The sequence below is a fragment of the Kitasatospora sp. NBC_00039 genome (assembly GCF_045160625.1).
In the GTDB taxonomy this organism is placed as follows: domain Bacteria; phylum Actinomycetota; class Actinomycetes; order Streptomycetales; family Streptomycetaceae; genus Kitasatospora.
On sequence record NZ_CP108289.1, the window covers coordinates 6741818 to 6768105 of the forward strand.

A 26288-nucleotide genomic window follows, 5' to 3' on the forward strand; every position below is an offset into this window, starting at 1 on the left:
CGGGCCGCCACCCCCGGGCGTTCACCCGGTCAGTGCCGCGCTCACCGAGTCGTGGATGGAGAACACGCCGCCGGCACCGGTGAGTTCCAGCAGCCGGGTGACCTGCGGCGAGGGCGAGGCGAGCCGGAAGTCGATGTCCGCGGTCGCGGCGGCGAGCCGCGTCTTGAGCAGCAGGTTGAGGCCGGAGGAGTCGCAGAACGCCACCTCGCTCAGGTCCACCACCATCCGCTCCGGCTGCTGTTCGACGAGCAGGCGCAGGGCCTGCTCGGCAGGGCCGAGACTGTCGATGTCGAGATCGCCGCTCAGCGCGCAGACGGCCGCCCGCGCGCCGTCGTGCCGGATGTCCACGCCCGGCGCGACGGGTGTCGCGGACGCCGGGGCGGCGGACGGGTGCCGTTCATCCTCGACCGACATGTCAGGTGCCTCCTCCGTCCGGGCTCCCTCCGGGTGCTGTTTCGTGACCATACGCGGATGAGGGGCCGTCAGCCAGGGCACGGGCGGCCCGGGAACCGGGTCCGCGTCGTGCCGGCTGGCGGAGCGGGCGGGCGGATGGCGGTTCACTCCTGGCCGAGGCCCTCGCGGAGCTGCCTGAGGACGCGGCTGAGCAGGCGGGAGACGTGCATCTGGGAGACCCCGAGCCGCATGCCGATCTGGGACTGGGTGAGCTCCTCGGTGAAGCGCATCGAGAGCAGCAGGCGGTCGCGTTCCGGGAGCTCGGCGATGAGCGGTTTCAAGGCGATGAGGTTCTCGGCCAGCTCGAGCCGCGTGTCCTCGCCGCCCAGCCGGTGCGCGGCGGTGCCGCGGCGGTCGTCGTCCGGGTCGGCCGCCACGTCCAGCGAGCCGGCCGAGTGGCCGTTGGCGGCGGTGAGCCCCTCGATGACCTCCTCCGGCGTGAGCGAGAGGTGCTCCGCGAGCTCGGCGACGGTCGGTGCGCGGTCGAGGCGCTGCGAGAGCCGGTCCTGCGCCTTGGCGAGGCTCAGCCTGAGCTCCTGGAGCCGGCGCGGCACGTGGACGGCCCAGGTGGTGTCGCGGAAGTGCCGCCGGATCTCGCCGAGGATGGTCGGCAGGGCGAAGGTGGTGAACTCCACCCCGTGGCCGTGGTCGAACCGGTCGATCGCCTTGATGAGGCCGATGGTGCCGACCTGGAGGAGGTCCTCCTGGGGCTCGTGGACGGAGGAGAACCGGCGCAGGGCGAACCGGACCAGGGAGATGTTCAGCTCGACCAGCGTGCCGCGGACGTAGGAGTACTCCGGGGTGCCCTCGTCCAGGGCGTCGAGGCGCCGGAGCAGGGCCCGGGTCAGCTCCCGCGCGTCGGCCGGGGCCACCTCGGTCGGATCTTCGGGCAGCGCGGGCATCTCGGGCAGGACGTCCGCGTCGGGCAGCGCGGATGCTCCGGGCAGCGCGGGTGCTCCGGGCATCGGCGCGGTACGGAGTGTGCCCGCCGTACCGCCTTCCGGTCGGGCCTGGCTGGGGACGACCGTGGGGACGTGGGCGAGGAGAGCATCACTGGGCGCAGCCATGTCAGTCCTTTCATCGGTTCCGCGTCGGCTCGAACCGCTTTACCCCGGATCGGCGAAGGGATGTGCCCTGGCAGTGTGATGCTTTGGTGAAACCGGTCGGTCGCCGAGCCGGCCGTCGTTCCCGGAGCCGGGGGCCGGTGCCACCGGCAGGCGGGGGAGTGCGGCGGGATGGCGCTCGACCAGGTAGGCCAGCAGGTGCTCACGGACCTGGCAGCGGAGCTCGAACGCGTCGTCGGCGTCGGCGGCGGTCATCAGGGCGCGGACCACGATGGTGGTCGGCGTCGTGTCGACCACCTGCAGCGCCCTGCCCTCGCCGTCCCAGAGCTCGTTCTTCTCCAGGAAGCCCTCGAACTCCCGCCGCAGTTCGGGGACCGGCGTGCCGGGATCGAGGTGGAGCAGCGCGGTGCCGGTGATCCGGGTGGTGCGACGGGACCAGTTCTCGAACGGCCGGCCGGCGAAGTAGGACATCGGCATCACCAGCCGCCGCTGGTCCCAGGTGGCGACCACCACCGAGGTCAGGGTGATCTCCTCGACCGTGCCCCACTCGCCGCCGACCACGACGACGTCGCCGAGCCGGACGAGGTCGCCGAAGGCCATCTGCACCCCGGCGAAGAGGTTGGCCAGGGTGCTCTGCGCCGCGATGCCGGCCACCAGGCCCACGAGCCCGGCGGAGGCCAGCAGGCTGGTGCCCAGCCCGCGGACGGCCGGGAAGGTCATCAGCATGGCCGCCAGCGCCACGACGGTCAGGGCTGCCTGGCAGATCCGGCTCAGCAGGCCGACCTGGGTGCGGGCCCGGCCTGCCCAGCCCGGTTCGTGCCGGCGGACGGCCAGGCGCAGCGCGCCCTCGGCGGCCAGGGAGATCAGGCGTGCCCCGAGCCAGGCGCAGGACGCGAGGGCGGCGAGCACGAGGAGGTGGCGGACGGCACCGTGGACCGCCGGGGTGGTGCCGGTCCAGGGTTCGCCGGCGAGCAGCAGCCCGCAGGTGGTCGCGGCGAGCAAGGGCGGCCGGCAGGCGCGCAGGAGCGGTGGTGCCGCCTCGGCCCGGCGGCGGACCAGGGGCAGCCGGGCGACCGCCTCCGTCAGCAGGTTCAGGGCACAGGCGGCGAGGACCGACGACACGGCGACGACGAGCAGGCGGACGATGCTCCACCCCTCCACGCGGATCACTCCTTCGGCGGGGACGTGGTGGGAGCAGGTCCGGTCCCACCGGTTCGAGCGGACGGACGGGCGGCCCGGCAGACGGACCGCGGGCAGGCCGGGGGAGGGCGCCGGCCGTCAGTGGCCGTGGCGCCGTCAGGCCGCATGGCGGGCCCGGCCGGACGGGCGTCCGGGGCGCCCCGTCCTGAGCAGGACGGCGCGCTCGGACTCGGTCAGGCCGCCCCAGACGCCGTAGGTCTCGTGGACCCGCAGGGCGTGCTCCAGGCACGCACGGCGTACCGGACAGCGGGCGCAGACCCGTTTGGCCTCCTGCTCGCGCTCGTCGTGGGCTTGGCCGCGTTCACCTGCGGGGTGGAAGAAGAGGGCGGTGTCGCCACCGCGGCAGGCCGCGCGAGCCTGCCAGTTCCAGTAGTGGTCGAGGGCGCCGGGGAGCCGGGAGGTATCGGTCATGGCGATCCGTCTGACCCGTCGGCCCGGGAACAAACCGCCCGACAGCCCGACAGCCTGTTCGTCCGACAGCCCGGTCGTCCGGCCGTGGGTCCGCCGCAGGGGTGCATGCCCGGGCGTCCCCGGGGCAGAAGAGGTCGGCCGTACCGGCCGGCGGGGCCGGTCCGCCCGGCCCCGCACCCCGAGGGAGGGACTGCCATGAGCCACCCCGTACCGCCGTCGTCGTCCGTCGCCGAACTGTCCGCCGGAGCCGCCGAACTGCTTCACGCCGCCGTCCGGCACGGGGCTACGGCCGAGGGCCCGGGCCTGGTCCTGCCCGCCGACGCGGCCGCAGCGGTGGCCGCCCTGGCCCTGGTCAGCGCGCGACTGCCCGAACTCCTGGACCTGCTCGCCACGTTCCTCAGCAGCGAGCAGGCCGCCGGGCGGCTGGGACCGGACCGTGCCCACGGGCTCGACGCGGTCGACGCCAAGGACACCCTCCGCGCGGCCCGCGACGCACGCGAGCGCCTCTACGAGGCCGCGCGCACCGCTGCCGTCCTCACCGACACCCTGGCCGCGGCTTCGGCCGCGCTCGCCCCGGTCGCCCCGCCCCGGCCGCCGGGACCGCCGGCCACCCCGCACGTGTGACGGCCGGACAGGGGCGCCGGCCCGGGAACATGACCTGGTCCAACCGGGGAAGGCGCACCAGGCGGACCGCTGTCCGGCGGCCCGGCACCCGGAGAAGGGACGGACCCATGACGAGGATCGAGGAATCGGTCGAGGTGGAGATCCCGCCGGCGGCGGCCTACGAGCAGTGGACCAGGCTGGAGGAGTTCCCGGCGTTCATGCGGGGCATCGTCAGCATCGAGCGGCGAGGCCCCGGACTGAGCCACTGGGTGGTCGATGTGGCCGGCGTGCGGCGGGAGTTCGACGCCTGCACGACGGAGGCCGTCCCGGACGAGCGGCTCGCGTGGGCCACCCTCGCCGGTGGTGTGCGGCAGTCGGGCGTGGTGACCTTCCACCGCGTCGGCGAGCACACGACGCGGGTCATGCTCCAACTGGATGTTGAGCCCGACGGCCTGGTGGAGCGGATCGGTCACGCGCTCGGCTTCGCGGACCGTCAGGTGATCGACGACCTCGGGGACTTCAAGACGTTCGTCGAGCGTGATCCCGGCGAGTGTGATCCCGGCGGCCTCGGCCCGCGGTGACACCCCGGTCGACCCCCCCCGGGTCGCGCCCGGCCTCCTCCCGGCGCCGCGCCGCGCCCGGTGGGCCCGGGGGTGGGCCCGGGGCCTCCGCCCGCGGAGTCGCACGGCAGGGGTGGCCCGGCGGGTGCGCTCAGGCACCCTTCAGCCGTCTCCGGGCCTCGCGGGCCCGCCCGACCTGCTCGTCGGCCTCCCTTCGCTGCGCGGCGAACAGCAAGCCGTACCCGAAGGTGTCCCGGCCCCGGCGGCGCGCCTCAGCGGTGACTTCCAGCAGGGCCGGGCCCGCCACCACCGCGTCGTGGTGCGCGCCGAGCGGTTCCTGGAGCCGCTTCATGCGCTTGCGCAGCCGCCCGGCACGCTGCCCCGCCACCGGTGCGACGCTCTCCGCCGCGTACCGGGCGCGTTTGGCCGCCTTGCGGGCGCGGTGCAGCGCACGGTCCCGGTCCGGGCCGGCCGGCAGGTCGAGGGCCGCGTCCAGGCGCCGAACCGTCCGCCGGCGCTGGTGCTTCAGCACCCGCCGGGCCTGCGCCTTCCCGCGGGCGGCGCGCCGGCGCAGCGGCGGGTGGGCGGCGAACTCCTCGGCGGCGTCCAGCAGCGCGTAGTAACGCTGGTCGCGCATGGCGTGGACGGCCGCGCGCTGCTCCCGGGCGTACCGGTGACCGAACCAGGACGAGAGCAGGGCGCCCACCTCCTGCGGCCGGCCGGCGGAGGGGAGCCCGGCCGCCTGGGGGCCGAGGAGCTGACCGAGCGCCTCGGCGTCGCGGGCCCGGCCGAGCACCCGGCCCAGCCGGCGCAGTTCACCGTCCAGCCGGTCGGCGGCCGCACGGTCCAGCAGCCTGCGGTGGGCCGCCAGCGCGCTGCGCAGCCGGCGGACGTGGACGCGCATCCGGTGGATCGCGTCCGGCAGGTCCGCGCGGACCGCGGGGTCGAGCGCGAGCAGCGCCGCCACGTGGTCCCGTAGGTAGCCGGTGAGGGCCGCGCCGACCGATCCGGCCGGCGGCCCGGCGTCCGGAACCGAAGGCAGACGCCCGCCGAGCACCCGGGCGAGTTTGGAGGCCTCCGCAGCGGGGCGCAGTCCCTGGTCGCGCAGGTCACGCTCGACGGCGTCCAGGAGGTCCGGTGCGCCCGCGTCCAGTTCCACCTCGGTCTCGACCCAGCTGCTCACCTCGGTGGCCCCCTCCGCCCCGGCGGCGGCGCCCAGGGTCTGGGCCGTGACCTCGTCACGGACCAGCTCGGCCAGCGTGCCCCCTCCGGCGTCGACCAGCAGGGTGCGTTCGCGTCTCGTCCGCAGCCGGGCGGCCGGGGCGAGGGGCTCGCCGCGCGCGAGGCCACGGGTGAGGCGGACCAGCTCCTTCGGCGGTCTGCGGGCGTCCCCGGCGTCGGGTGGCAGCCGGATCTCCGTACGGATGCCGTCGGCACCGGGGATCTTCAGGTGCCAGCCGGCGTCGTGGCCGCCGGTGCGACGGCGCAGGGTGATGCCGGCGCGGAGCAGGCGCAGGCCCGCGGTGTCGAAGTAGACGGCGTCGAGCTGCTCGGTGCCGCCCGCGACGGCCCGCGCCACCTGGGGAAGCCCGTCGGTTGCCGGCGGGCGCCGCAGCGCCCCTTCGTACTTGCGCTCGATCTCCTGGTGTGTGGTTGCCATACGGATCGTCTGTCCGCTGTGGGCCGTTCGAAGCAGGGTTTCGAAGCAGGGTGGTGAGCACGTGGGACCACGCGGGCGTGTGCGGGCGGCGACCGCGGTGAGCGGCCGGGCCGGAGCGGATTCGCGGGGGACGGGGGTTTGGGCGGCCGTTCCCGGGTGAGAAGAGACCGCGGCGGGCGGCACCCGGGCCGAGGCCCACCCCCCGGTTCCCGGTCCTGGGCCGGCCCGCCTCGCCGGGAGCCCGGCCGCCGGCCACCGTGACGTCCCCCCGCCGGTGGCCGGGCCCCTGCGCCCGCAGGCCCCGCCCACGGCCAGGGCGCCGCCCCGTCCCGGGCTCCCCTTGTCCTGCGCTCCCCCGTCCCGGGCTCCCTCCTCCGTCCGGGCGGTGGTTCGTCTCCCGGGGTGTCACCGGGGGAAGCGCGGTTAGACGCACCGGTATGACGAATGAACAGGACTGGGTGTCGGAGAACCGCACCGTGGGTGTGCGCCCGGTGGACGAGGTCGCGCGCGCGTTGACCGAACTGGAAACGTCGACCGACGCGGAAACGCCGACCGAACCGGGAACGGGGAGCACCACGCCGGGCCACCGGGAGCGGACGGCAGGCGGCTGCCTGGCGGGCTACCGGTGGGCGCTGGGCCGGGGTGTCGCCGCGCCGGTCACCGGAGCGCACGGCGACGGGGTGCCGGACCTCACGGCGCTGACGGCCGAGGTGGACGCGGCGATGGTGGAACTCGACGACCGGTCCCGTCGCACGGTGGCCCGCGACTTCGCCCAGGGGGTGCACGACGCTCTGGCGTGGGTCTGCGGGCACGCCGACACACCGCCCTGAGACGACACGCCGCCCTGAGACGACACACCGCCCTGAGAGGGGACGCGGCGACCGGCCGGGGCCGGCGCGGACCGGTGCTCCGCCCGCCCGGTGGGATGATGTCCGGCATGAGCGACCCGGATGCCCACGGTGACGGCGTGGTGCTGGACGACCTGCTGAACGACGTGGCCGCCGACCCCGCCGGGGCGCTGTGGCGGCTGACCGGCGCCGAGCGCCAGCTCGATGCCAACGTGGTGCGCCTGAGGCCGGACGCGACCGTCGCCGACCACGTGGAGCCCGATCTCGACGTGCTGGTGCTGGGGATCGCGGGGGAGGGCACACTCCGCTGCGACGGCACCGCCCACGACCTGCGGCCGGGCGCCCTGCGCCTGCTGCCGCGCGGGGCGCAGCGGGGCGTCCGCGCGGGGCGGGACGGCGTCGTCTACCTCACGGTGCACCGTCGGCGTCCCGGCATGACGGTCCGCCCGGCACCACCGCAGCCGGGGGTGTAGGCCTGTAGGCCGGACGGCCCCGGCCGGTCGCCCGGGCCCGCGTACCGGATCGCCCGGCCGGCCCTGAGGCCGGCCGGGCGATCCGGACGGTACGGTCAGGCGAGGTCGAACCGGTCGAGGTTCATCACCTTGTCCCAGGCCGCGACGAAGTCGGTCACGAACTTCTCCTTCGCGTCGTCGCTCGCGTAGACCTCGGCGAGCGCCCGCAGCTCGGAGTTCGAGCCGAAGACCAGGTCGGCCCGGCTGCCGGTCCACTTGACCTCGCCGGTGGCGGCGTCGCGGCCCTCGAAGGTGTTCGCGTCCGCGGACGTGGCCTTCCAGGTCGTGCCCAGGTCGAGCAGGTTGACGAAGAAGTCGTTGGTCAGCGTCCCCGGCGCCTTGGTGAGGACTCCGAGCGGCGACTGCTGGTGGTTCACGCCCAGGACGCGGAGGCCGCCGACGAGGACGGTCAGCTGCGGGGCGCTCAGGGTCAGCAGGTTCGCCCGGTCGAGCAGCAGGTACTCGGCCTGGAGCCGGTTGCCCTTGCCGAGGTAGTTGCGGAACCCGTCGGCGGCCGGCTCGAGCGCGGCGAACGACTCGACATCGGTCTGGTCCTGCGACGCGTCCACGCGGCCCGGCGTGAACGGCACCCGGACGTCGACGCCGGCGTCCTTGGCGGCCTTCTCGACGGCCGCGGCGCCGGCGAGGACGATCAGGTCCGCGATCGAGATCCGCTTGCCGCCGGTCTGGGACGCGTTGAAGGACTCCTGGATCCCCTCCAGGGTGCGCAGCACGGCGGCCAGCTCGTCGGGCTCGTTGACCTCCCACCCGCTCTGCGGCTCCAGGCGGATCCGCCCGCCGTTGGCGCCGCCGCGCTTGTCGCTGCCGCGGAACGACGAGGCCGACGCCCACGCGGTGGAGGCCAGCTGGGCCACCGACAGGCCGGAGGCGAGGACCTTCTCCTTGAGCGCGACGACGTCCTCGTCGTCGACGAGCGCGTGCGTGACCGGGGGGAGGGGGTCCTGCCAGAGCAGCGTCTCGGACGGGACCTCCGGGCCGAGGTAGCGCACGACCGGGCCCATGTCGCGGTGGGTCAGCTTGAACCACGCGCGGGCGAAGGCGTCCGCGAACTGGTCGGGGTGCTCCAGGAAACGCCGGGAGATCTGCTCGTAGACCGGGTCGAACCGGAGCGAGAGGTCGGTGGTGAGCATCGTCGGGGCGTGGCGCTTCGACGGGTCGTGCGCGTCGGGGACGCTGCCCTCGCCGCCGCCGTCCTTCGGCCGCCACTGGTGCGCGCCGGCCGGGCTCTCGAACCGCTCCCACTCGTGGCCGAAGAGGATCTCGAAGAAGCTGTTGTCCCAGGTGGTGGGCGTGTTGGTCCAGACGCCCTCGAGGCCGCTGGTGATCGTGTCGCCGCCCTTGCCGGTGCCGTAGGAGCTCCTCCAGCCCAGGCCCTGCTGCTCCAGCGGCGAGGCCTCGGGGTCGGCGCCGACGCTGTCGGCCGGGCCGGCGCCGTGCGTCTTGCCGAAGGTGTGGCCGCCCGCGATCAGGGCGACGGTCTCCTCGTCGTTCATCGCCATCCGGCGGAAGGTCTCCCGGATGTCGACGGCCGCGGCGACCGGGTCCGGGTTGCCGTTGGGGCCCTCCGGGTTGACGTAGATGAGGCCCATCTGGACCGCGCCGAGGGGGTTCTCCAGGTCGCGTTCGCCGGTGTAGCGCTCGTCGTCGAGCCACGTGGACTCGGGGCCCCAGTAGACGTCCTCCTCGGGCTCCCAGACGTCCACGCGACCGCCGCCGAAGCCGAAGGTCTCGAAGCCCATCGACTCCAGGGCGACGTTGCCGGCGAGGATCATGAGGTCGGCCCACGAGATGCTCTGGCCGTACTTCTTCTTGACCGGCCAGAGCAGGCGGCGGGCCTTGTCGAGGTTGGCGTTGTCGGGCCAGCTGTTGAGCGGGGCGAAGCGCTGCTGGCCGGCGCCGGCGCCGCCGCGGCCGTCGCTGATCCGGTAGGTGCCGGCGCTGTGCCAGGCCATTCGGATCATGAACGGGCCGTAGTGGCCGAAGTCCGCCGGCCACCAGTCCTGCGACGTGGTCAGCGTCTGCTCGAGATCCCGCTTCACGGCCGCGAGGTCGAGCGCCTTGAACGCCTCCGCGTAGTCGAAGTCGGCGCCGAGCGGGTTGGCGACGGCGGGGTTCTTGGCAAGGATCTTCACATTGAGCCGGTCCGGCCACCACTGGCGGTTCCCCCCGCCCTGCGTGGGATGCGGTGCGCGCTCGTGTGCGACCGGGCAGCCGCCTCCTGCGCCCTCCGCCTTCGCGTCCACGACGATGGCGTCATTGTTCTCAGACATGGGAATCCTTCCGGGCCGGGCGGATCACGGTGTTCAGGAACTGTGGGGCGGCGTCACGGTCAGGGCTCGGGCCCCGGCGGACGACGGTCTTCGCGTTCTCGTCCGGGGAGCAGCGGCGGTCTCCGCGGGTTCGGCGGGTCTCCCGGATTCCTTCCGGGTCTTTGCCACTCCGGAGCGCTACTGTCCCTGGGCTATCTCCAGAACCGATCCTACGATGGACGGAATCCAAGTCAAGAAGCATGCCGAGCCCCTGTCCCGTCGGAACCCGGGTGTCCGCCGCCGGAATCCGGACTCCCCCCGAAATCCGAAGAGGTGGAACGATATGAGCGACCTGCTGGAGCGGTTGAGGGGTCGAGGCTGGCGGATGACCGCGCAGCGGCGTGTCGTGGCGGAGGTCCTGGACGGCGACCACGTGCACCTGACCGCTGACGAGGTGCACGCCCTGGCCGTGCAACGGCTGCCCGAGATCTCCCGGGCGACCGTCTACAACACGCTGGGCGAGCTGGTCTCCCTCGGTGAGGTCACGGAGGTCGCCACCGACGGCCGCGCCAGGCGCTACGACCCCAACGGGCACGACCCGCACCACCACCTGGTGTGCTCCGGCTGCGGCACCATCCGTGACGTCCGTCCGACCGGCGACCCGATGGCCTGTCTCCCGGCGGGCGAGCGGTTCGGCTTCACGGTCCTCGAGGCCGAGGTCACCTACCGGGGCCTCTGCCCGTCCTGCGCCCCCGTCCCCGCCCCCGGATCGTCTCCGGAGCCGGCCGGGAGCTGACCTCCCGGACACCCGGGACGCCCGGCACACCCCGGACACCCGGGACGCCTACGGCCGGACCGCCGGGTCCTGACCCGCCGTCAGGTCGTCGCCGGCTCCGGGCGGGTGCCCCGCGTGTCCGTGCGGCGTGCCCGGGGGGTTGGGTGCTACTGCTGTGACGCATCCTCCACCGCAGCCCGGAAGGCAGGTCCCCGCATGGCCAGAATCGCCGTGATCGGCGCCAACGGCACCGTCGGCGCCGCCGTCGTCGCGGAGGCCGTCGCCCGCGGCCTCCGGGTGACGGCCGTCGTCCGCGATCCGGCCCGGTATCGGGGTGGGGCGGCCGCCGTCGTGCCGGGCGACGTCCTCGTCCCTGCGGACGTGGCCCGCGTCGCGGCCGGGCAGGACGTGCTGGTGAGCGCCGTCGGCGGTGGTGACGGCCCGGGCCGGCAGGGGTTGATCGAGCCGGCCGCCCGCTCGCTGGTCGAGGGCCTGCGGACGCTCGGTGACGTGGCGCCCCGGCTGCTGGTGGTCAGCGGCGCGGGGAGTCTGGAGACGGCGCCGGGCGTCCGGGTCTGGGATGCCCCCGGCCTGCCCGAGCCGCTGCTGCAGGTCATGCACGCCCACGGCGCTGCCCTGGACTACCTGCGCACCGTCGCGGACATCCGCTGGACGGCGCTCAGCCCGGCCGCCGAGCTCGTACCGGGCGAGCGCACCGGCCGCTACCGCACCGGGCTGGAACAGGCGCTCACCGACGCGTCCGGTCGGAGCTGGATCTCGGTCCCGGACTACGCCGCCGCCCTGGTCGACGAGATCGAGCAGCCGGAACACATCGGCGAGCGCTTCACCTGCGGCCCGGGCTGAGGCGCGCGTCGGCGGTGCGCGTGTCGGCTCTGCGTCGGCTCTGCGTCGGCGATGCGCGTCGGCGGTGCGCGTCGGCCGTGCGTGTCGGCTCTGTGTCGGCGGTGCGCGTCAGCCCAGCTGGATCGAGCGCTTCGCCAGCCCCATCCAGAACCCGTCGATCACGCTGCGCTGGCTGCCGAGGTCGGCCTCGCCGGCGCCGAGGGTGACGAAGAGCGGGGCGAAGTGCTCGGTGCGCGGGTGGGCGAGCCGCCCCGCGGGGGCCTTGTGCTCGAAGTCGAGCAGCGCGTCGAGGTCCTTCGCGTCCAGGGCGCGCCGGCCCCAGTCGTCGAACTCGGCCATCACCGAGGTGACCCGGCCGTCGGAGCTGAGCGCCCGCAGGTTGTGGGTGAAGAAGCCGCTGCCGACGATCAGCACGCCCTCGTCGCGCAGCGGGGCGAGCCGGCGGCCGATCTCCAGCAGCCGCTGTGGGTCGAGGGTGGGCAGGGAGACCTGGAGGACGGGGACGTCCGCCTCCGGGAACATCTCCACCAGCGGCACGTAGGCGCCGTGGTCGAGGCCGCGGTCGGGGATGTCCTGGACCGGAGTGCCGGGGGCGCGGAGCAGCTTGCGCACGCGCTCGGCGAGCTCCGGGGCGCCGGGGGCGGCGTAGCGGACCTGGTAGTAGTGCTCGGGGAAGCCCCAGAAGTCGTAGACCAGCGGCACGGTGGTGACGGCGCCGAGGGCGAGCGGCGCCTCCTCCCAGTGCGCGGAGACCATGAGGATCGCCTTGGGGCGCGGCAGGTCGGCCGACCACGCGGCGAGCTGGCCGGGCCAGACCGGGTCGTCGGCGAGCGGCGGCGCGCCGTGGGAGAGGTAGAGGGCGGGCATGCGCTCGGAGGCGGCGGTGCTCATGGCGGCTCCTCGGCTAGTAGTTCAAATTTAAACCTCGACACCACGAAGGTACACCTTGGTTCGAATTTGAACAACGGGAGTAGGCTTCCCCCATGTCCTCCACGAACGAACCGCGCTGGCTCGACCAGGGCGAGATGGCCGCCTGGCGGGGCTTCGTCGCCGCGAGCAATCTGCTCAACCGCCGGCTGGAGCGCCAGCTCAAGGAGGACTCGGGCCTCTCCCACACCCAGTACGAGATCCTGGTGCACCTCTCCGCCGCCCCGGCCGGCTCCTTGCGGATGACCGAACTGGCGGAGAAGCTGATCACCTCCAAGAGCGGCCTCACCTACCAGGTCACCCAGCTGGAGCGGATGGGCCTGGTCGGCCGCCGCTCCTGCCCGAGCGACGTGCGCGGCGTCTTCGCCGAACTCACCGACGAGGGCCGGGAGATGCTGCGCCGGGCCGCCCCCGGGCACGTAGCCCTGGTCCGCGAGCTGCTGATCGACGTGCTCACCCCCGAGCAGCTCGCCGTCCTCGCCGAGGGCCTCGGCGAGGTCAGCGCCCGTCTGCGGCTGGAGGACCGGGCGTAGCAGGGGGGCCGGACGCCGCCGGAGGACCACCCGCCGAGGGGGCCACGGGCGGAGCCGGCGGGCCGGGCGTGGCTCCCGCGTTCGCCGCCCGCTCCAGCAGCAGCTCACGCTCCCGCGCGTTGCGGGTCAGCACCGCCGCCCGCTCGAACTCCGTCCGCGCCTCCGCCGCCCGCCCGAGCCGCGCCAGCAGATCGCCCCGGACGCTCGGCAGCAGGTGGTACTCGCGCAGCGCGGGCTCGGCTGCCAGCGCGTCCACCAACTCCAGTGCGGCCGCCGGGCCGTGGGCCATCGAGACGGCCACCGCCCGGTTCAGCTCCACCACCGGCGACGGCGTCAGCGCCATCAGCCGCGCGTACAGCGCGGCGATCGTCGCCCAGTCGGTCTCCTCGTAGCGCACCGCCCGCGCATGGCAGGCGGCGATCGCGGCCTGCACCGAGTACGGGCCGGTGCCCGCCCGTTGCAGCGCGGCGAACCCGCGCCGGATCAGCAGCCGGTCCCAGCGGGCCCGGTTCTGGTCGGCCAGCAGCACCGGCTGCCCGTCCGGCCCCGTCCGGGCCGCCGCCCGCGACGCCTGGAACTCCAACAGTGCGGCCAGGCCGTGCACTTCGGGCTCCTGCGGGGCGAGCCCGGCCAGCACCCGGGCCAGCCGCAGCGCGTCCTCGCAGAGCGCCGGCCGGAGCAGGTCGTCGCCGGCCGTGGCCGAGTACCCCTCGTTGAAGATCAGATAGATGACCTCCAGCACCGAGGAGAGCCGGGCCGCGCGCTCCTCCCCGTACGGCACCTCGAACGGCACCTGCGCCCCGGCCAGCGTGCGCTTGGCGCGGACGATCCGCTGCGCCACCGTGGGCTCGGGCGCGAGGAACGCGCGGGCGATCTCCTGCGTGGTGAGCCCGCCCAGGAGCCGCAGCGTCAGCGCGATCCGGGCCTCCGCCGACAGCACCGGGTGGCAGGCGGTGAAGATCAGCCGCAGCAGGTCGTCGTCGATGTCGTCCGGCTCGGCCGGCTCCGGCGGCGGCACGTCCTCCAGCGACCGCCCGACCTCGGCGAGCTTGCGCGCGTACGTCTCCTTGCGGCGGACCAGGTCGATCGCGCGGTGCTTGGCGGTCGTCATCAGCCAGGCCCCCGGCCGGTCCGGGACGCCCTTCTCGGGCCACTGCTCCAGCGCGGCGACCAGCGCGTCCTGCGCCAGCTCCTCGGCGATGCCCACGTCCCGCACGATGCGGGTGACACCGGCGATGATCCGCGCCGACTCGATCCTGAACACCGCCTCGACCGCCACGGCCGCGTTGCTCCCGTTCACGGCCACCTATCAGAGCAGCCGCCCGTGGCCCGGGCAAACGCGGACGCGGCGATCGGGCGTCGTGCCGGAGACCGAGGCCTCCGGCACGACGCCTCCGGGGCCAAGGTCTCCGACGCCGTGCCCCGGGACCGAGGCTGCCGGATCAGGCCTCCGGCGGGGTGGTGTTCCCGTCGATCTGGCGCAGCTCGGCGCCGACCGTCCAGCTCACCGGGTGGATCTCCAGGAAGCGCTTGGTCCACTCCACCGCCTCGGCCTTGTCCTTGCACTGCATGATGGCGTAGCCGCCGACGACCTCCTTGGTCTCGGTGAACGGCCCGTCGGTGAAGCTCAGCTTCCCACCGTCCCAGGTGATCCGGGTGCCTTCGGCGGTCGGCAGCAGCCCGGCGGTGTCCAGCATCACCCCGGCCTTGGTGATCTCCTCGAACAGCGCCCCCATCCGCTTCTCGAAGTCCGGGCCCGCCGACTGCATGTCCGGGGCGTCCTGCTCGTTGATACGGATCAGCGACATAAAGCGCGGCATGGTGACTCCTCGGTCAGGAGGACGGGGCTTCTCCCCGCCTCTTTCACCCCTGCGTCGAACGGGGAACGGCCGGATCGACAGCCGCCCGCAAATTCTTCCGGGAGATTTCCGACGCGGCCACCGCAGCCGTCCACCCGGCCGCCCGGCGGCGGGTTCGGCGGGCCGGTGCGCAGGTTCGGCGTGGTGTCGCGCAGGCTCGGTGCGCCGCCGCTCGGGCGCAGCGCACCCCGCTGCGCGGACTCAGCGGGCCGGTGCGCAGAGGAGGGCCGCGCGGAGGTCGAGGCGGTCCTGGAGGCGGACGGCCAGTGCACAGGGGAGCGTCCGCCGGAGTCCGGCTGTACGGTCACCTGGACCGGCCGGCCGAGCTGACCGTCCTGGAGCATCACCTCCGGCATGCCCGTCCTCACCGCCCACGTGGTGACGCAGGACGCGCCCGCCGACCTCCTCGCCCGCCTGCGCCGCTGCACGGCCGACCACTTCGGCATCGCCCACACCGCACTGCAGGTGGAGCCGGCCGGACTTCGCTCGTGCGAACGGCCGGTACATTCCTGAGCGTCGACCGGGGAGGATGAGGCGCATGAGTATCGATCACGCCTTCGGGCAGCGCTTTGCCGAGGAGTGGGTCGCGGTCTGGAACTCCCGTGACCTGGAGGCCGTCCTCGCCCACTACACCGACGACGTCGTCTTCGCCTCGCCCAGGATCGTCAGCCTGTTCGGCGATCCTTCGGGCGAGGTGCGCGGCAAGGAGGCTCTGCGCGCCTACTGGGCGAAGGCGTTGGGGCTCCTCCCGGACCTGCACTTCACGCTGGAGGACGTCCGGGTCTCGGTGGACACGGTCGTCATCAACTACCGCAACGAGCGCGGCGTCGCCGTCTCCGAGGCGCTGACCTTCCGCGACGGTCTGGTCTGCCGGGGCTTCGGGGCGTACGGGGCCGGGGTCTGACGCCCGGGGCGTGCCGGACACGCCCTACGGTGTGAGCCGGGCGGCGAGCCTCCGTGCTCCCGCCCGGATCCGGCCTTCGCCCAACTCCGGTAGCAGCGCGGCCACGTGTTCGGCCGCGAGTGCCGCCAGCAGTGCGTGCGCGTCGTGCTCGGGGTCCGGCGCGCCCGCCCCGGCGAGCAGGACCGCCGCGTGCCGGTGCCAGAACCGGTAGGCCCCGATGCGGTAGCGGGCGCCGCGCGAGGCCGTCTCCGACATCCGCACCAGGTCCAGGTGCTCCAGCAGGTAGTCCAGGTAGGCGTCCACGAACGCCGCCAGCCGTTCGGCCGGCCGTGCCTGCGGGGAGCCGTCGCCGGGGCCGAGCGGCGCGGGCCCGCGCAGGATCGCCTCCTGGAGCGCCCGCTCGCGCGCGTCCAGCAGGGCGACCCCCAGCCCGGCCTTGTCGCCGAAGCGCCGGAACAGCGTGCCCTTGCCGACTCCGGCCTCCGCCGCGACCTGGTCCATCGAGACGGCCTCCACCCCGTGCTCGGCGAACAGCCGGGCGGCGGCCTCCAGCACGGCGGCCCGGTTCCGGGCGGCGTCGGCCCGTTCGGCGGGCGGCGGGGTGCGCAGCGATTCCAACGGGACGATTGCGGAAGCGGACTGCGGTCCGTTACTGTCGTGAGCCATAACCGGACTATAGTCCGAATCCCTAGGAGGTAGCGGTAATGACTGCACTCATCAACCGGGACGAGCTGGCCGCGGCGATCGAAGCGGGCTCCGTGACCGTGATCGACGCCCTCGGCGGCGAGTACTACGCCAAGCAGCACCTGCCCGGCGCCGTCGCGCTCGTCCGGGCCGACGTGGACGAGCTGGCGCCCACCCTGCTCCCCGACCGCGACGCGGCGATCGTCACCTACTGCTCCAACCCGGGCTGCGCCAACAGTGGCCAGGTCGCGGACCGCCTCGCGGCCCTCGGCTACGCCGACGTCCGCAAGTACCGCGAGGGCATCGAGGACTGGACCGACGCCGGCCTGCCCACCGAGTCCGCCTGACCGGGCCCCGGCGGGGGAGGGGTGGCACGGGGGTGCCCCCCGCCGGGCCGAAGGTGCTGCACATGACGGTTGGTCGGGATGCGTGGCCGAGGGTGCTGGCATTGGCGCCAGGCACATGGCAATCTCACAGAATCCGACAAACCGCCCATATCGGCTCACTGCTGACCTTTCAGTGCGAACCGAAGGAGTGTCATGTCCAGGAGCTCCAGCCCGGCCAGGCCGAGCCCGGCAGGCCACGCAGCCACCCCCGCGCCCTGTGCGACCACCCCGACGCGCACGCGGATCATCCGCTTCCTGGTCGCGCTCGCCGCCACCGTCTCCTCGCTGGCCGCCTCCGCCTCCGGCCCCGTCCACGCTGCCGGGCTCGCGTCCCGTGCCGGCACCGACCCTGCACGGTCGCCGATCCGCCACCCCGAGCTCGACTTCGCGGGATCCACCGTCGGCGTCCACGAGGGCCGATGGGGCCGCCCCGGCCTCAGGTCGTTGACGGCCGCCGTGCAGACCCCGGGCATGGACGTCTCCAGCCGGCAGGGCAACCCCGACTGGTCCCAGGCCGCCGCCAACGGGGCCCGGTTCGCCTACGTGAAGGCCACCGAGGGCACGACGTACACCAACCCCTACTTCGGCCGGCAGTACGGCGACTCCCGCAATGCCGGGTTCATCCGGGGCGCGTACCACTTCGCCCTGCCGGACCATTCCTCCGGTTCGGCGCAGGCCGACTGGTTCGTCGACCACGGCGGCGGCTGGTCCGCCGACGGCAGCACGCTGCCGCCGGCGCTCGACATCGAGTACAACCCGTACGGCGCGACCTGCTACGGGCTCAGCCAGGGCGACATGGTCAGCTGGATCCGCGAGTTCAGCGACACCGTCCAGTCCCGTACCGGGCGGTACCCGACGATCTACACCACCACCAACTGGTGGACCCAGTGCACCGGCAACGACGGCGGCTTCGGCGCCACCAACCCGCTCTGGATCGCCCGCTACGCCCCCACCGTCGGCACACTCCCCAACGGGTGGCTCTACCAGACGTTCTGGCAGTACGCCAGCTCCGGTACCTTCCCCGGTGACCAGGACTCCTTCAACGGCACCTACGAGCGTCTCCAGGCCATCGCCAACGGCTGACGCGGCTTCTACGGCGGCGCGGGGCCGGGACGCCACCTTCCCGGAGTTCGGCGAGCGGGGCCTCCTGCCGGTCGGTGTCCGGTCACCCGCGTGGGTCAGCCGGTCAGGACTCGCAGTTGACGGGGGCGTTCCCGCCGCTCACGCGACAGGTGTCGGACTGGGCGCCGCCGTTCACGACGCCGTTGTTGAAGCCGGTCTGCACATAGTCGTTTCCCGCCCCGCCGGCGACGACGCCCGTGGAGGCCACGGTGCCGTTGACCACGACGAAGTCGGAGCCGTCGCCTCCGGCGATCGTGCCGGTGATGCCGGCGGTGGAGATGTAGTCGTTGCCCGTGCCGCCGTCGATGGTCCCGGCCATGGGGCCGGTGACCGCGATGTTGTCGTTGCCGCCGAGGCCGTTGACCTGGTCGCCGACGCCGCCGAGGGTGCAGCGGATGAAGTCGCTTCCGGACGTGCCCGAGATGACCGGGCCTGAGGCGGGGACGCCGTTGACCGTGCACGAGCTCACCGCGTGGGCGGGCGTCACGGAGAGCGCGAGCGGGGCAAGTGCGATGGAGGCGGCGCAGAGCGCACGCACGCTTTGTCTGATCATGCGATGAGTTACACATGGCTACGGGAGTTCTGCAATTCGTCACCGTCGGACGCCTGTGAGGACCGGCGTCCTGACATCGCTCGACCGGACCATCGGCCCGAGCCGGGGGATCCACGGCGACCTCACCGGCCGCGGCGGCCTCATGGGCAAGATCGACGCGCTCGCTGTCCCGTACGACCCGAAGCCCTGCCGCAGGGCCTGCGACGGCACATCGCTCAGGACCGCATGGCCTTCACACCTGGCCGACCTGGGCCACCAGGGCGCGCCAGTCGACCCGCCGGGGCTCCCGCTTCTCGTGGGTGGTGGCCGCGGTGGCGACGACGGCCGCGGCCGCAGCGGTGCGGCAATCACCGCACCGCTGCTCGCCGTTCACCGGACGGAAGGCGCGGTCGCAGCCGTCGCAGGAGACCGGCGCGGCTGAAGCCGGCGTACTCGGCCCGGCCTCGTCGGGCATCTTCTCCGTCAGTCGCCAACGCAGGATTGCGGCAGGCGACTTGACCGGCGTCGGCAGCCCGGAGGTGAGCGCCGACCGAAGTCCCGCCGCGCTCACGCCCCTGGCCAGCCATTCGGCGGCGAGCGGCGCCAGCCTTCGTACCTCGCGGGCCCCGAGCGTCAGCCGCGGATCGACCTTCCGCAGCTCCAGCAGGATGCGCTCGGCCTCGGCCGACCCTGCGGCCGGGGCGGCTGCTTCGTCCGTCGGTGGGGACGGGAGGGGGGAAGTGTTCACCTCAGGTGTCACCCCGGGGGGGACGGTGCCGGACGCCCGGACGGACGATGTCCCGCGGGTACGTTTTCCGGCACCCGGGTTGCCGTCGGAATCCCGCTGTTCGACGTGTTCGTCGAACAGCCGCGCCGCCTCGTCCGCGCTCAACGGCACGTTGGAGACGAGCGATTCGGTCCGTACGTGCCCGGCTGCGCCGCGCCGCCGGGTGGTGTGGAGCAGTCCGGCGCGGGTGAGCTGGCGGCGGGCGCGGTCGGTGGTGATGCGGCCGCCGGCGAGCCCGGCGGCGAGGGCGGTCACCGTGGTGGTGCGGGCCTTCGCCGGGCCGAGCGCCAGGGCTCGCACAAGCAGGCGAAAGGCGGAGTCGGACAACTCGTCGTCCCACACCAGTGCGTTGGAGATCTGAGTGAAGTCGCGCGTCGGCGGGATAGCATGCGTGAGCATCGTCAGTGGGGCCTTAACCACTCGACGGATGAAGAGCCCGGCCGCGTGCGTCAACACGTTGCCGGGCTCGCCCCATTCTTCGGGGGCGATCCGCTTACGGCGGTCACGCTACACCCAATTGATGTGTCGTCAGTGCTCTCGGAAATGAAGTGATTACCCGTTGTAGTGATGAGTTGCGTCCTTGGGTGGCCTCAACTCCGGTGCCGGCGGCTCCGCACCCGAAAGCTTCACCGCGACCCCGCGCGCCTGGCCGAACGCGGCGGCCGGCTCACCCTTGTCGGCCCACGCCGAAGGCCCGCACCACCGGCCGATCGGGCGGAACTGCTCCAGTACCTCCGCATGCAGCTCCGCCTTGCCGCAGGAGGAGCCGAGCAGGTGCCGCAGCGCTGGCAGCTGCTCGTCACGGCGGCGAATCATCCCTACCGGGAGGGGCGGGTGCGACGCGGGAAAGGGCTCGCCGAATAGCCCATTCCGTGGAAACATGCCCCATATGGGGATGATTCTGCACGGCACCCACGTCACGCTCCGACCGGCCGCCGACGACGACATTCCGGCCCTCGTGGCCATCCGCTCCACCCCCGAGGTCTACGCCCGCTGGCGGGGTGGCGACGACCTCGCCGACGCCGTCGCCACCGACCTCAAGGAGCCCGGCACCGAGACCCTGGTGATCACGGTGGGCGGGCAGGTGGCCGGCGCGATCCAGTGGTACGCCGAGAACGACGACGAGTACCGGCACGCCGGCATCGACATCTACCTCGACCCGGCCCGCCACGGCCAGGGCCTCGGCACCGACGCCGTCCGTGCGCTCGCCCGCCATCTGGTCACCGACCACCACTACCACCGGCTGATCATCGACCCGGCCGCCGACAATGCGGCGGCCATCCGCTGCTACGAGAAGGTGGGATTCCGCCCGGTGGGGACGATGCGGCAGTACGAACGCGGGGCGGACGGGACGTGGCACGACAATCTGCTGATGGACCTGCTCGCCGACGAACTCGTATAGCGGGCAAGCCTTTTCGCCATTCCGGCTGCATCGTCGATCCGGAAACCGTCACGGATGCCGGGCGCGGCTGTGATCTGTTCATGGCCCGTTGCTTTCGCCCAACGCGTCGGTCGATCAGATCGCTTCCGTCGCACAGGAACTGAGCTGATGAACGGTCATGCGAAGCGCCTGGCGTGGCGCAAGAGTCTGATGAGCCAGAGCCCACGCCCGCCAGGGGTCGGAGCACGCCGCGGGTCAGGAGACGAGCTTGATGACCGCCTCGGCGGCGGCCTTGCCGGCCGCGGCGACGATCGCTTTCACGAGGTCGCCGAGGGCTCCCGTGACGGCGGCCGCGAGGGTGTCGGTCCCCTCCAGGCTGGCCTTGAACGTGCCGTTGAGGATGCCGTCCCACTTCTCGGTGATCTGCGGGTTGTTGCCGGTGAACGTGAAGTCGTCGTTGCGGTCCGGGGTGCCGAAGGGCAGGCCGGCGACGGTGCCCTCGGTGTGGCCGGAGTGCTGGAAGGTGAACACGGTTCCGTCCGGCGTCATGACGGCGGCGGTGATCGTGTAGTCGATGTTGTCGAAGCCGCTGTCGTGGGCGTGCGTGCTGAACGAGAAGAAGCCGTCCTGCCGCATCACGACGTGCGCCGAGCCGCCGATGGCGATGTCGGTGGTGACGTCCTGGTCGAAGTTCTTGCTCGACGTGTCGTACCAGAAGCGGTCCTGGACGGAGGCGTCCCCGCCCACGAACCAGACCTCCATGCTGTTGGGGATCCGGGAGACGGCGGCGACGCCACTGGTGATGGAGGCGCTGCCTCGGATCCTCCAGTGCTTCGCTGTCGGAACACCCGGGCCGGAAGGTCCCGGCCCGGTCCGCGTGAGCCGTCGTCCGTTTCCCGGAGCGAGTGCTCAACGCGTGCTCTCACGTTAGGAATTCGCCGCGACGGGAGTATGAGGCCGTGGTCCCGAGTGCGTCCCGGGACCAGTGCGCCAGCCGGGACCGCCCCGCCATGGGACAGGCGGGGTCGGGCGACGACAGGCGGGAACGGGCGGCTACGGGCCGGGACGGCGACGGGTCAGCGGTAGTACGCCTCCACCACGGCCCGCACCTCGTCGAGCAGCGCCGGGCCCTCCTGCGGGACGGGGAGCCGGCCGCTGCCCGGCCTGATGTCCAGGAGCTGTTCGTTGGAGAGGGCGAACACCACCCGCCGCAGTCCCGCCTGCTGGATGACCGCCTCGCACATCCCGCAGGGCTGGCAGCTGGTGTACATCGTGCTGTGCGCCGCCGTGGCCGCGTCCAACTCCCTTGCGGCCCACCGCGCGAGCTTCAGTTCCGGGTGTGCGGTGATGTCCCGGTCGGTGAGCGTCGTGTTGCGTTCCTCGGCCACTACGGTGCCGTCCGGGCCGGCCAGCAGCGATCCGAACGGCGGGTTGCCGCTCGTGCGGGCCTCGGCGGCGAGCACGATGGCCCGGCGGAGGAGGGTGTGGTCGTCGGGGGTGGTCATGACTGCTCCGTACCTGTGCGGGGTGGGTAGAAGTGCGCGGCCACGGTGGCGAGCGCCTGCCAGGCCGACTGGGGGTGGCAGGTGTCGCGGGGGTCGCCGCTGTAGGGGTCGAGGACGACGGTGTCGGCGCCCAGCAACCGCAGTTGGTCGAGGTCGGCCATGATCTGGTCGATCGTGCCCTCCCCGGCGAGCCGCCGCGGTCCGCCGGCCGGACTCGCGGTGGGCTTGAGCGCGATCCGCGGGGCGAAGGCGGGGACGGGCCGGTGCTGCGCGTCCGCGAGCTCCTTCAGCCTGGCCACGGACTGGCGCAGCACCGGCAGGGTGCAGCGCAGCGGGTGCCAGGCGTCCCCGAACCGGACGGCCCGGCGCAGGCCCGCCTCGCTGTTGCCGCCGATCCAGACCGGGATCCGACGGGCTCCGTAGGCGGCGGTGTCCGCCCAGGCCGCCTTGACGCCCTGGAGGTGGGCGTCGGTCAGGCGGCCCCGCTGCTCGAACGGGATGCCGAGGGCGGCGAACTCCTGCCGTGCCCAGCCGACCCCCACGCCGAGGACCAGCCGGCCGCAGCTCAGCTCGTTCAGGTTGGCCGCCATCCGGGCGGTGAGCAGCGGGTGCCGGTAGGGCGCGATGAGGACGGTCGTGCCGAGCCGGACCCGGCCGGTGACGCCGGCCAGCCAGGACAGCGTGGTGAACGGCTCGTAGAAGGGGGCCGGATAGCGCTCGGCGACGTCGGGCGTGATGGCGACGTGGTCCGAGACCATCAGCAGGTCGAACCCCAGGCCCTCCACCGTCTGGGCCCAGCTGCGCAGGACTCCCGGGTCGGTGCCGGGGCCGAAATTGAGGACGTTGACTCCGATCTTCACAAGCTCAAGGCTAGCCAGGCCGTACGGGCTGTCAGAAGGGATTCCTCGCTGTTCAGGGGCGGTTGGCCCGTGGATTCACCGGTAATCTGGGCGGATGACCGAGAGTCTTGACGCAACGGACTGGGCGATCCTGGCCGAGGTCCAGCAGGACGGCCGGATCCCGTTCACGGAGCTGGCGCGGCGGGTGAACCTCAGCGCGTCGGCGACGACCGAGCGGGTGCGCCGTCTGGAGACCGCCGGGGTGATCACGGGGTACCGCGCCGAGGTGGACCTCGAACGCACCGGGTACGCGGTGCTGGCGGTGGTCCGGCTGAAGTACCCGGGGCCGGGGACGCGGCACGAGCCGCTGCGGCGTCTGGTCGAGGAGCGCCCGGAGATCCTGGAGTGCCTGCGCACCACCGGGGACGACTGCTACGTCCTGAAGGTGGCGACCACGTCGATGGGTCACCTGGAGGAGGTCGTCGACTCCCTGGCCCGGTTCGGGAGCACGACCACCAACCTCGTCCTCAGCCGGACGCTGCCGTTCCGCGGCCCGCGCGTGCCCCGGCCGGTCACCCCGCCGCTCTGAGGTCCTCGGCGCCGTCGGCCGGGTCCCCACCGCGAGCGGCGAGCGGTGTTCGCGTGGCCCGGCTTCGACGCTGGGCTGACCTCCCAGGTTTCTCCCAGCAACCAGCAACCGAACGGGCGTTCCCTGCTGTCTCTCCTGACACCGGGCATGCGGGCCCGGGCGGCACAGGAACTGGGCACCGGAACGCGATGAACCTGACAGGCACTCCCTTCTTCGTCCTCACGATCCTGCTGTTCGTGGGCTCCATCGCGCTGGCCATGGCGCAGTGGCGGGGCAGAGGGGTCTTCGGATGGGTGCCGGGCGTACGGGCGCCGGGCGGAGACGCACCGACGGGAGACGTGCCGGACGGGGGCGGTCCGACCGGAGGCGTACCGGGCGGCGGTGTGCCGGGCGTGGCAGTGCCGGGCGCGGGGGCCCGACGGGGGCGCGGCCCGCTGCGGGCGCTCTCCTACCTCGGGACCATCCTGCTCTGTCAGTTCACCGCCGTGGCCATGGTCTTCGTGGTGGTCAACAACGAGAACCAGCTCTACGACAACTGGGGCGACCTGCTGGGCACCTCGAACCACGTCCGGGCCGTGCCGGTGCCCCCGAAGGACGAGGGCCTCGCCGGGGACCGGGCCGCCGCCTCCGCCGCGGCGTCCGCGGGCGCCTCCGCCACGCCCGCGCCCAAGGTGCCGCAGGCCTTCCACACCCCGGACTCCGACGCCGTGCCCAGGAGCGTCAAGCAGGCCGACCTCAAGGGCAAGCTCTCCGGCGTCGACGGCGAGGTCCTGGTCTGGACGCCCCCGCAGTACGACGACCCCGCGTACAAGGACAAGACCTTCCCGGTGGTCGAGCTGCTCGCCGGTTACCCCGGTGCGTCCAGCGCCTGGTTCGGCGACACCATGGACGCGGCCAAGCAGCTCGAACCGCTGATGAAGTCCGGTCAGGTGACGCCGTTCATCCTGGTCTCACCGCGCGTCACCCTGCTCGGCAAGACCGACACCGGCTGCGCCGACGTCCCGGGCAAGGTCAACGCCGACACCTGGCTCTCGCGGGACGTCCCGCAGATGGTGATGGACAACTTCCGGGCCGACACCACCGCGGACCGCTGGGCCCTGTCCGGCTACTCCGCCGGTGCCCACTGCGCCAGCCGCCTCGCCCTCGCCCACCCCAACCGCTACCGCGCCGCGATCAGCATGTCCGGCTACAACGACCCGGCCGGCGAGGCCGTGTCACTGACCGCCAAGGACCCGAAGCTGCGCGAGACCTCCAACCCCCTCTACATCCTCACCCACGCCGCGACCCCGCCGAACGTCGCGCTCTACGTGACCGGCAAGCGGGGCGACGGCCTGGAGGACGCGACCGCTCTCCAGCAGGCGGCGAAGAGCCCCACCACCGTCACCCCTGTCGAGACCACCGGCGCGCACCTCACGTCGACCTGGAAGCCGCTGGTCGTCCCGACCTTCAAGTGGCTGACGGGGATCATCCCGCCGAGGTAGGGGTGCCGCCTGCGCCCGGACGGGGTGGTGCGTTGCGGCGCGGTGAGGGTCGGGGCGGTCGGGCCGCTGTGGGGCCCGACCACGCCGGTGTGCGTCATCCCGCGCGGCGGGCGGCCGGAACGGCCGCGCGGGAGTAGCGGGCCACGACGAAGAGGAACAGCCCGCAGGCCACCACGACCAGCCAGCCGGGCCGGGAGGCCCGGGCGAGGCCGTCCGGGCCGACACCCGCGACCAGACCCCCGGCGACGGCGATGCCGACGGCCGAACCGATCTGCCGTGCGGTGGAGGTGATCGCCCCGGCCACACCGGCCCGGGCCGGCGGCAGGCCGCTCACGGCGATGTTGGTGATCGGTGCATTGGCGAAGCCGAAGCCGGTGCCGATGAGCAGGTAGGCCACCAGGAGCAGCGGGAGGTTCACGTCCTCCCCCGGGCTCACCAGGCAGAGCGCGCCCCCGGCGGTGATGAAGGTGCCCGCGAGGAGGAGTGGCCGTCGAGCTCCGACCAGCCCCACCAGGCGGCCGGACAACGGTGCGCAGACGGTCGCCCCCAGCGCCATCGGCAGGGTCGCCGTGCCCGCCTCGAGCGGCGTCCATCCGCGAGCGTGCTGGAGCCAGAAGGTGGTGAGCAGAAGGCTCACGGTCAGCGCGACGAACACCGCCACGGCGCCCAGGGCCGCCGTGGTGAACACCGGCCGCCGGAAGAGCCCGAGGTCCATCAAGGGCTCGCTCCGGTGCCGTTCGACCCGGACGAATCCGGCCGCCGCCGCCACGGCCAGGACGTATCCGGCCAGCGTCAGGGGCGAGGTCCACCCGATGCGGGGCCCTTCGATGAGCACAGCCACCGTGACACACACGGCGACGGTGAGGAGCAGTTGGCCGGGCAGGTCCAGCCGGCGCGCGCGCTCCGCGCGGGACTCGGGCACGAACACGGCACTCAGGACCACGGCTGCGACGATGACCGGAGCGTTCACCCAGAACACCGACCGCCAGCCGAACGCCGCGATCAGCGCCCCGCCCGTCACCGGCCCGGCCGCCATGCTGAGCCCGAAGACCGAGGCCCACACGCCGATCGCCTGCGCGCGCTCCTTCGGGTCGGGCATCGCGTTCACCACGATCGCCAGGGCCACCGGGCTGAGCATCGAGGCCCCGACCCCCTGGAGGGTCCGCGCCGCGACGAGTGCGCCCATCGACGGGGCGATCGCACAGGCGAGGGAGGCCACGCCGAAGAGGGCCAGCCCGCACTGGAACACGCGGCGGCGCCCGAAGCGGTCCGCGAGCGCGCCGGACGAGATCAGGAGGCTGGCCAGGACGACGGTGTAGGCGTCCACGATCCATTCCAGGCCGCGCGTCCCCACGCCCAGGCCGCGCCCGATCGTGGGCAGGCCCACGTTGACGATGGTGGTGTCCAGGCCGACCAGGAACATGCTCAGCGCGCAGACGGCCAGCACCGTCCAACGCCGGCGCACACTCAGTGCGGGTCGGACAGCCAGGGATGTTGTGCTCACGGGCCCACCTTCCAGTCCGGGACTTCCGGTGGGCC

At 73.3% G+C, this 26288-nt stretch carries 31 protein-coding genes; 14 read left to right on the forward strand and 17 right to left on the reverse strand.

The window, feature by feature from the left end:
- Window positions 1-21: 21 nt before the first annotated feature.
- From OG286_RS29965 to OG286_RS29980, 4 genes are all read right to left on the reverse strand, one after another.
- Window positions 22-414: an STAS domain-containing protein gene (locus OG286_RS29965; RefSeq protein WP_396319110.1), complete on the reverse strand. Its 393-nt coding sequence runs from the start codon at window positions 412-414 to the stop codon at window positions 22-24.
- A gap of 143 nt (window positions 415-557) precedes the next feature.
- The gene (locus OG286_RS29970) at window positions 558-1520 is read right to left on the reverse strand and encodes a SigB/SigF/SigG family RNA polymerase sigma factor (protein ID WP_396319109.1); all 963 of its coding nucleotides are present in this window, start codon (window positions 1518-1520) and stop codon (window positions 558-560) included.
- Between the two features lie 39 nt (window positions 1521-1559).
- The gene (locus OG286_RS29975; protein ID WP_405359422.1) at window positions 1560-2678 is read right to left on the reverse strand and encodes a mechanosensitive ion channel family protein; all 1119 of its coding nucleotides are present in this window, start codon (window positions 2676-2678) and stop codon (window positions 1560-1562) included.
- A 135-nt stretch (window positions 2679-2813) separates the two neighbouring features.
- Window positions 2814-3128, reverse strand: a complete 315-nt coding sequence (locus OG286_RS29980; RefSeq protein WP_396319107.1) for a WhiB family transcriptional regulator — start codon at window positions 3126-3128, stop codon at window positions 2814-2816.
- A 195-nt stretch (window positions 3129-3323) separates the two neighbouring features.
- On the opposite strand from OG286_RS29980, the gene OG286_RS29985 reads away from it, so the two are divergent.
- A complete protein-coding gene (locus OG286_RS29985; RefSeq protein ID WP_396319106.1) occupies window positions 3324-3752 on the forward strand; it encodes a hypothetical protein in 429 nt (142 codons plus the stop codon).
- A 107-nt stretch (window positions 3753-3859) separates the two neighbouring features.
- Entirely contained in the window at window positions 3860-4312 is a 453-nt protein-coding gene (locus OG286_RS29990; RefSeq protein ID WP_396319105.1) for an SRPBCC family protein, read from the forward strand.
- A gap of 130 nt (window positions 4313-4442) precedes the next feature.
- Here OG286_RS29990 and OG286_RS29995 read toward each other — a convergent pair whose 3' ends face one another.
- Complete coding sequence (locus OG286_RS29995; protein ID WP_396319104.1) at window positions 4443-5951, reverse strand: CHAD domain-containing protein; 1509 nt, start codon at window positions 5949-5951, stop codon at window positions 4443-4445.
- Between the two features lie 437 nt (window positions 5952-6388).
- Here OG286_RS29995 and OG286_RS30000 point away from each other — a divergent pair, with 437 nt between their 5' ends.
- Together OG286_RS30000 and OG286_RS30005 are read left to right on the forward strand one after the other, a co-directional pair.
- Window positions 6389-6781, forward strand: coding sequence for a hypothetical protein (locus tag OG286_RS30000; RefSeq protein ID WP_396319103.1), 393 nt, complete (start codon window positions 6389-6391; stop codon window positions 6779-6781).
- A 107-nt stretch (window positions 6782-6888) separates the two neighbouring features.
- Entirely contained in the window at window positions 6889-7272 is a 384-nt protein-coding gene (locus tag OG286_RS30005) for a hypothetical protein (protein ID WP_396319102.1), read from the forward strand.
- 95 nt (window positions 7273-7367) lie between these two features.
- Here the strand turns inward: OG286_RS30005 and katG are convergent, their stop codons facing one another.
- Entirely contained in the window at window positions 7368-9602 is a 2235-nt protein-coding gene (gene katG / locus OG286_RS30010) for a catalase/peroxidase HPI (protein ID WP_396319101.1), read from the reverse strand.
- Window positions 9603-9924: 322 nt separating this feature from the next.
- Here katG and OG286_RS30015 point away from each other — a divergent pair, with 322 nt between their 5' ends.
- Together OG286_RS30015 and OG286_RS30020 are read left to right on the forward strand one after the other, a co-directional pair.
- Window positions 9925-10377 carry a Fur family transcriptional regulator gene (locus OG286_RS30015; RefSeq protein ID WP_396319100.1) on the forward strand — a complete coding sequence of 151 codons (453 nt, stop codon included), beginning with the start codon at window positions 9925-9927 and terminating at the stop codon, window positions 10375-10377.
- A gap of 195 nt (window positions 10378-10572) precedes the next feature.
- Complete coding sequence (locus tag OG286_RS30020) at window positions 10573-11220, forward strand: NAD(P)-dependent oxidoreductase (protein ID WP_396319099.1); 648 nt, start codon at window positions 10573-10575, stop codon at window positions 11218-11220.
- 108 nt (window positions 11221-11328) lie between these two features.
- On the opposite strand, the gene OG286_RS30025 is transcribed toward OG286_RS30020, so the two are convergent.
- A complete protein-coding gene (locus OG286_RS30025; protein WP_396319098.1) occupies window positions 11329-12111 on the reverse strand; it encodes a dioxygenase in 783 nt (260 codons plus the stop codon).
- Window positions 12112-12203: 92 nt separating this feature from the next.
- Between OG286_RS30025 and OG286_RS30030 the strand changes: the two genes are divergently transcribed.
- The gene (locus OG286_RS30030) at window positions 12204-12680 is read left to right on the forward strand and encodes a MarR family winged helix-turn-helix transcriptional regulator (protein ID WP_396319097.1); all 477 of its coding nucleotides are present in this window, start codon (window positions 12204-12206) and stop codon (window positions 12678-12680) included.
- Here OG286_RS30030 and OG286_RS30035 read toward each other — a convergent pair.
- Window positions 12646-13980, reverse strand: a complete 1335-nt coding sequence (locus tag OG286_RS30035; RefSeq protein ID WP_396319096.1) for an RNA polymerase sigma factor — start codon at window positions 13978-13980, stop codon at window positions 12646-12648. The genes OG286_RS30030 and OG286_RS30035 overlap by 35 nt on opposite strands.
- Before the next feature lie 142 nt (window positions 13981-14122).
- Window positions 14123-14500: a YciI family protein gene (locus tag OG286_RS30040; protein ID WP_396319095.1), complete on the reverse strand. Its 378-nt coding sequence runs from the start codon at window positions 14498-14500 to the stop codon at window positions 14123-14125.
- A gap of 393 nt (window positions 14501-14893) precedes the next feature.
- On the opposite strand from OG286_RS30040, the gene OG286_RS30045 reads away from it, so the two are divergent.
- Window positions 14894-15052 (forward strand): hypothetical protein, encoded by a 159-nt coding sequence (locus tag OG286_RS30045; protein ID WP_396319094.1) that lies wholly within the window; start codon window positions 14894-14896, stop codon window positions 15050-15052.
- 25 nt (window positions 15053-15077) lie between these two features.
- Window positions 15078-15443: a nuclear transport factor 2 family protein gene (locus OG286_RS30050; RefSeq protein WP_405359412.1), complete on the forward strand. Its 366-nt coding sequence runs from the start codon at window positions 15078-15080 to the stop codon at window positions 15441-15443.
- A 24-nt stretch (window positions 15444-15467) separates the two neighbouring features.
- Here the strand turns inward: OG286_RS30050 and OG286_RS30055 are convergent, their stop codons facing one another.
- Window positions 15468-16109 carry a TetR/AcrR family transcriptional regulator gene (locus OG286_RS30055; RefSeq protein ID WP_396319092.1) on the reverse strand — a complete coding sequence of 214 codons (642 nt, stop codon included), beginning with the start codon at window positions 16107-16109 and terminating at the stop codon, window positions 15468-15470.
- Window positions 16110-16147: 38 nt separating this feature from the next.
- Between OG286_RS30055 and OG286_RS30060 the strand changes: the two genes are divergently transcribed.
- Both OG286_RS30060 and OG286_RS30065 read left to right on the forward strand, forming a co-directional pair.
- Window positions 16148-16474, forward strand: coding sequence for a rhodanese-like domain-containing protein (locus tag OG286_RS30060; protein WP_405365896.1), 327 nt, complete (start codon window positions 16148-16150; stop codon window positions 16472-16474).
- A gap of 192 nt (window positions 16475-16666) precedes the next feature.
- On the forward strand, window positions 16667-17596 hold the full coding sequence (locus tag OG286_RS30065) for a lysozyme (protein ID WP_396319090.1): 930 nt from the start codon (window positions 16667-16669) through the stop codon (window positions 17594-17596).
- Between the two features lie 103 nt (window positions 17597-17699).
- Here OG286_RS30065 and OG286_RS30070 read toward each other — a convergent pair whose 3' ends face one another.
- The 3 genes from OG286_RS30070 to OG286_RS30080 form a co-directional block, all read right to left on the reverse strand.
- Window positions 17700-18188, reverse strand: coding sequence for a hypothetical protein (locus OG286_RS30070; protein ID WP_405365897.1), 489 nt, complete (start codon window positions 18186-18188; stop codon window positions 17700-17702).
- Between the two features lie 232 nt (window positions 18189-18420).
- Entirely contained in the window at window positions 18421-19353 is a 933-nt protein-coding gene (locus OG286_RS30075; RefSeq protein WP_405365898.1) for a hypothetical protein, read from the reverse strand.
- A 153-nt stretch (window positions 19354-19506) separates the two neighbouring features.
- Window positions 19507-19770, reverse strand: coding sequence for a hypothetical protein (locus OG286_RS30080; protein ID WP_405365899.1), 264 nt, complete (start codon window positions 19768-19770; stop codon window positions 19507-19509).
- Window positions 19771-19849: 79 nt separating this feature from the next.
- Between OG286_RS30080 and OG286_RS30085 the strand changes: the two genes are divergently transcribed.
- On the forward strand, window positions 19850-20356 hold the full coding sequence (locus OG286_RS30085) for a GNAT family N-acetyltransferase (protein WP_396319632.1): 507 nt from the start codon (window positions 19850-19852) through the stop codon (window positions 20354-20356).
- A 234-nt stretch (window positions 20357-20590) separates the two neighbouring features.
- Here OG286_RS30085 and OG286_RS30090 read toward each other — a convergent pair whose 3' ends face one another.
- From OG286_RS30090 to OG286_RS30100, 3 genes are all read right to left on the reverse strand, one after another.
- A complete protein-coding gene (locus OG286_RS30090; RefSeq protein ID WP_405365900.1) occupies window positions 20591-21097 on the reverse strand; it encodes a hypothetical protein in 507 nt (168 codons plus the stop codon).
- Window positions 21098-21411: 314 nt separating this feature from the next.
- Window positions 21412-21840, reverse strand: a complete 429-nt coding sequence (locus OG286_RS30095; protein ID WP_405365901.1) for a nucleoside deaminase — start codon at window positions 21838-21840, stop codon at window positions 21412-21414.
- Complete coding sequence (locus OG286_RS30100) at window positions 21837-22700, reverse strand: LLM class flavin-dependent oxidoreductase (RefSeq protein ID WP_405359405.1); 864 nt, start codon at window positions 22698-22700, stop codon at window positions 21837-21839. Before OG286_RS30100 ends, OG286_RS30095 begins: the two co-directional genes overlap by 4 nt.
- A 94-nt stretch (window positions 22701-22794) precedes the next feature.
- Between OG286_RS30100 and OG286_RS30105 the strand changes: the two genes are divergently transcribed.
- Together OG286_RS30105 and OG286_RS30110 are read left to right on the forward strand one after the other, a co-directional pair.
- Window positions 22795-23268, forward strand: coding sequence for an Lrp/AsnC family transcriptional regulator (locus OG286_RS30105; RefSeq protein WP_396319083.1), 474 nt, complete (start codon window positions 22795-22797; stop codon window positions 23266-23268).
- A 188-nt stretch (window positions 23269-23456) separates the two neighbouring features.
- A complete protein-coding gene (locus tag OG286_RS30110; RefSeq protein ID WP_396319082.1) occupies window positions 23457-24749 on the forward strand; it encodes an alpha/beta hydrolase in 1293 nt (430 codons plus the stop codon).
- Window positions 24750-24843: 94 nt separating this feature from the next.
- Here the strand turns inward: OG286_RS30110 and OG286_RS30115 are convergent, their stop codons facing one another.
- Window positions 24844-26253: an MFS transporter gene (locus OG286_RS30115; protein ID WP_405365902.1), complete on the reverse strand. Its 1410-nt coding sequence runs from the start codon at window positions 26251-26253 to the stop codon at window positions 24844-24846.
- Between the last annotated feature and the right edge of the window lie 35 nt (window positions 26254-26288).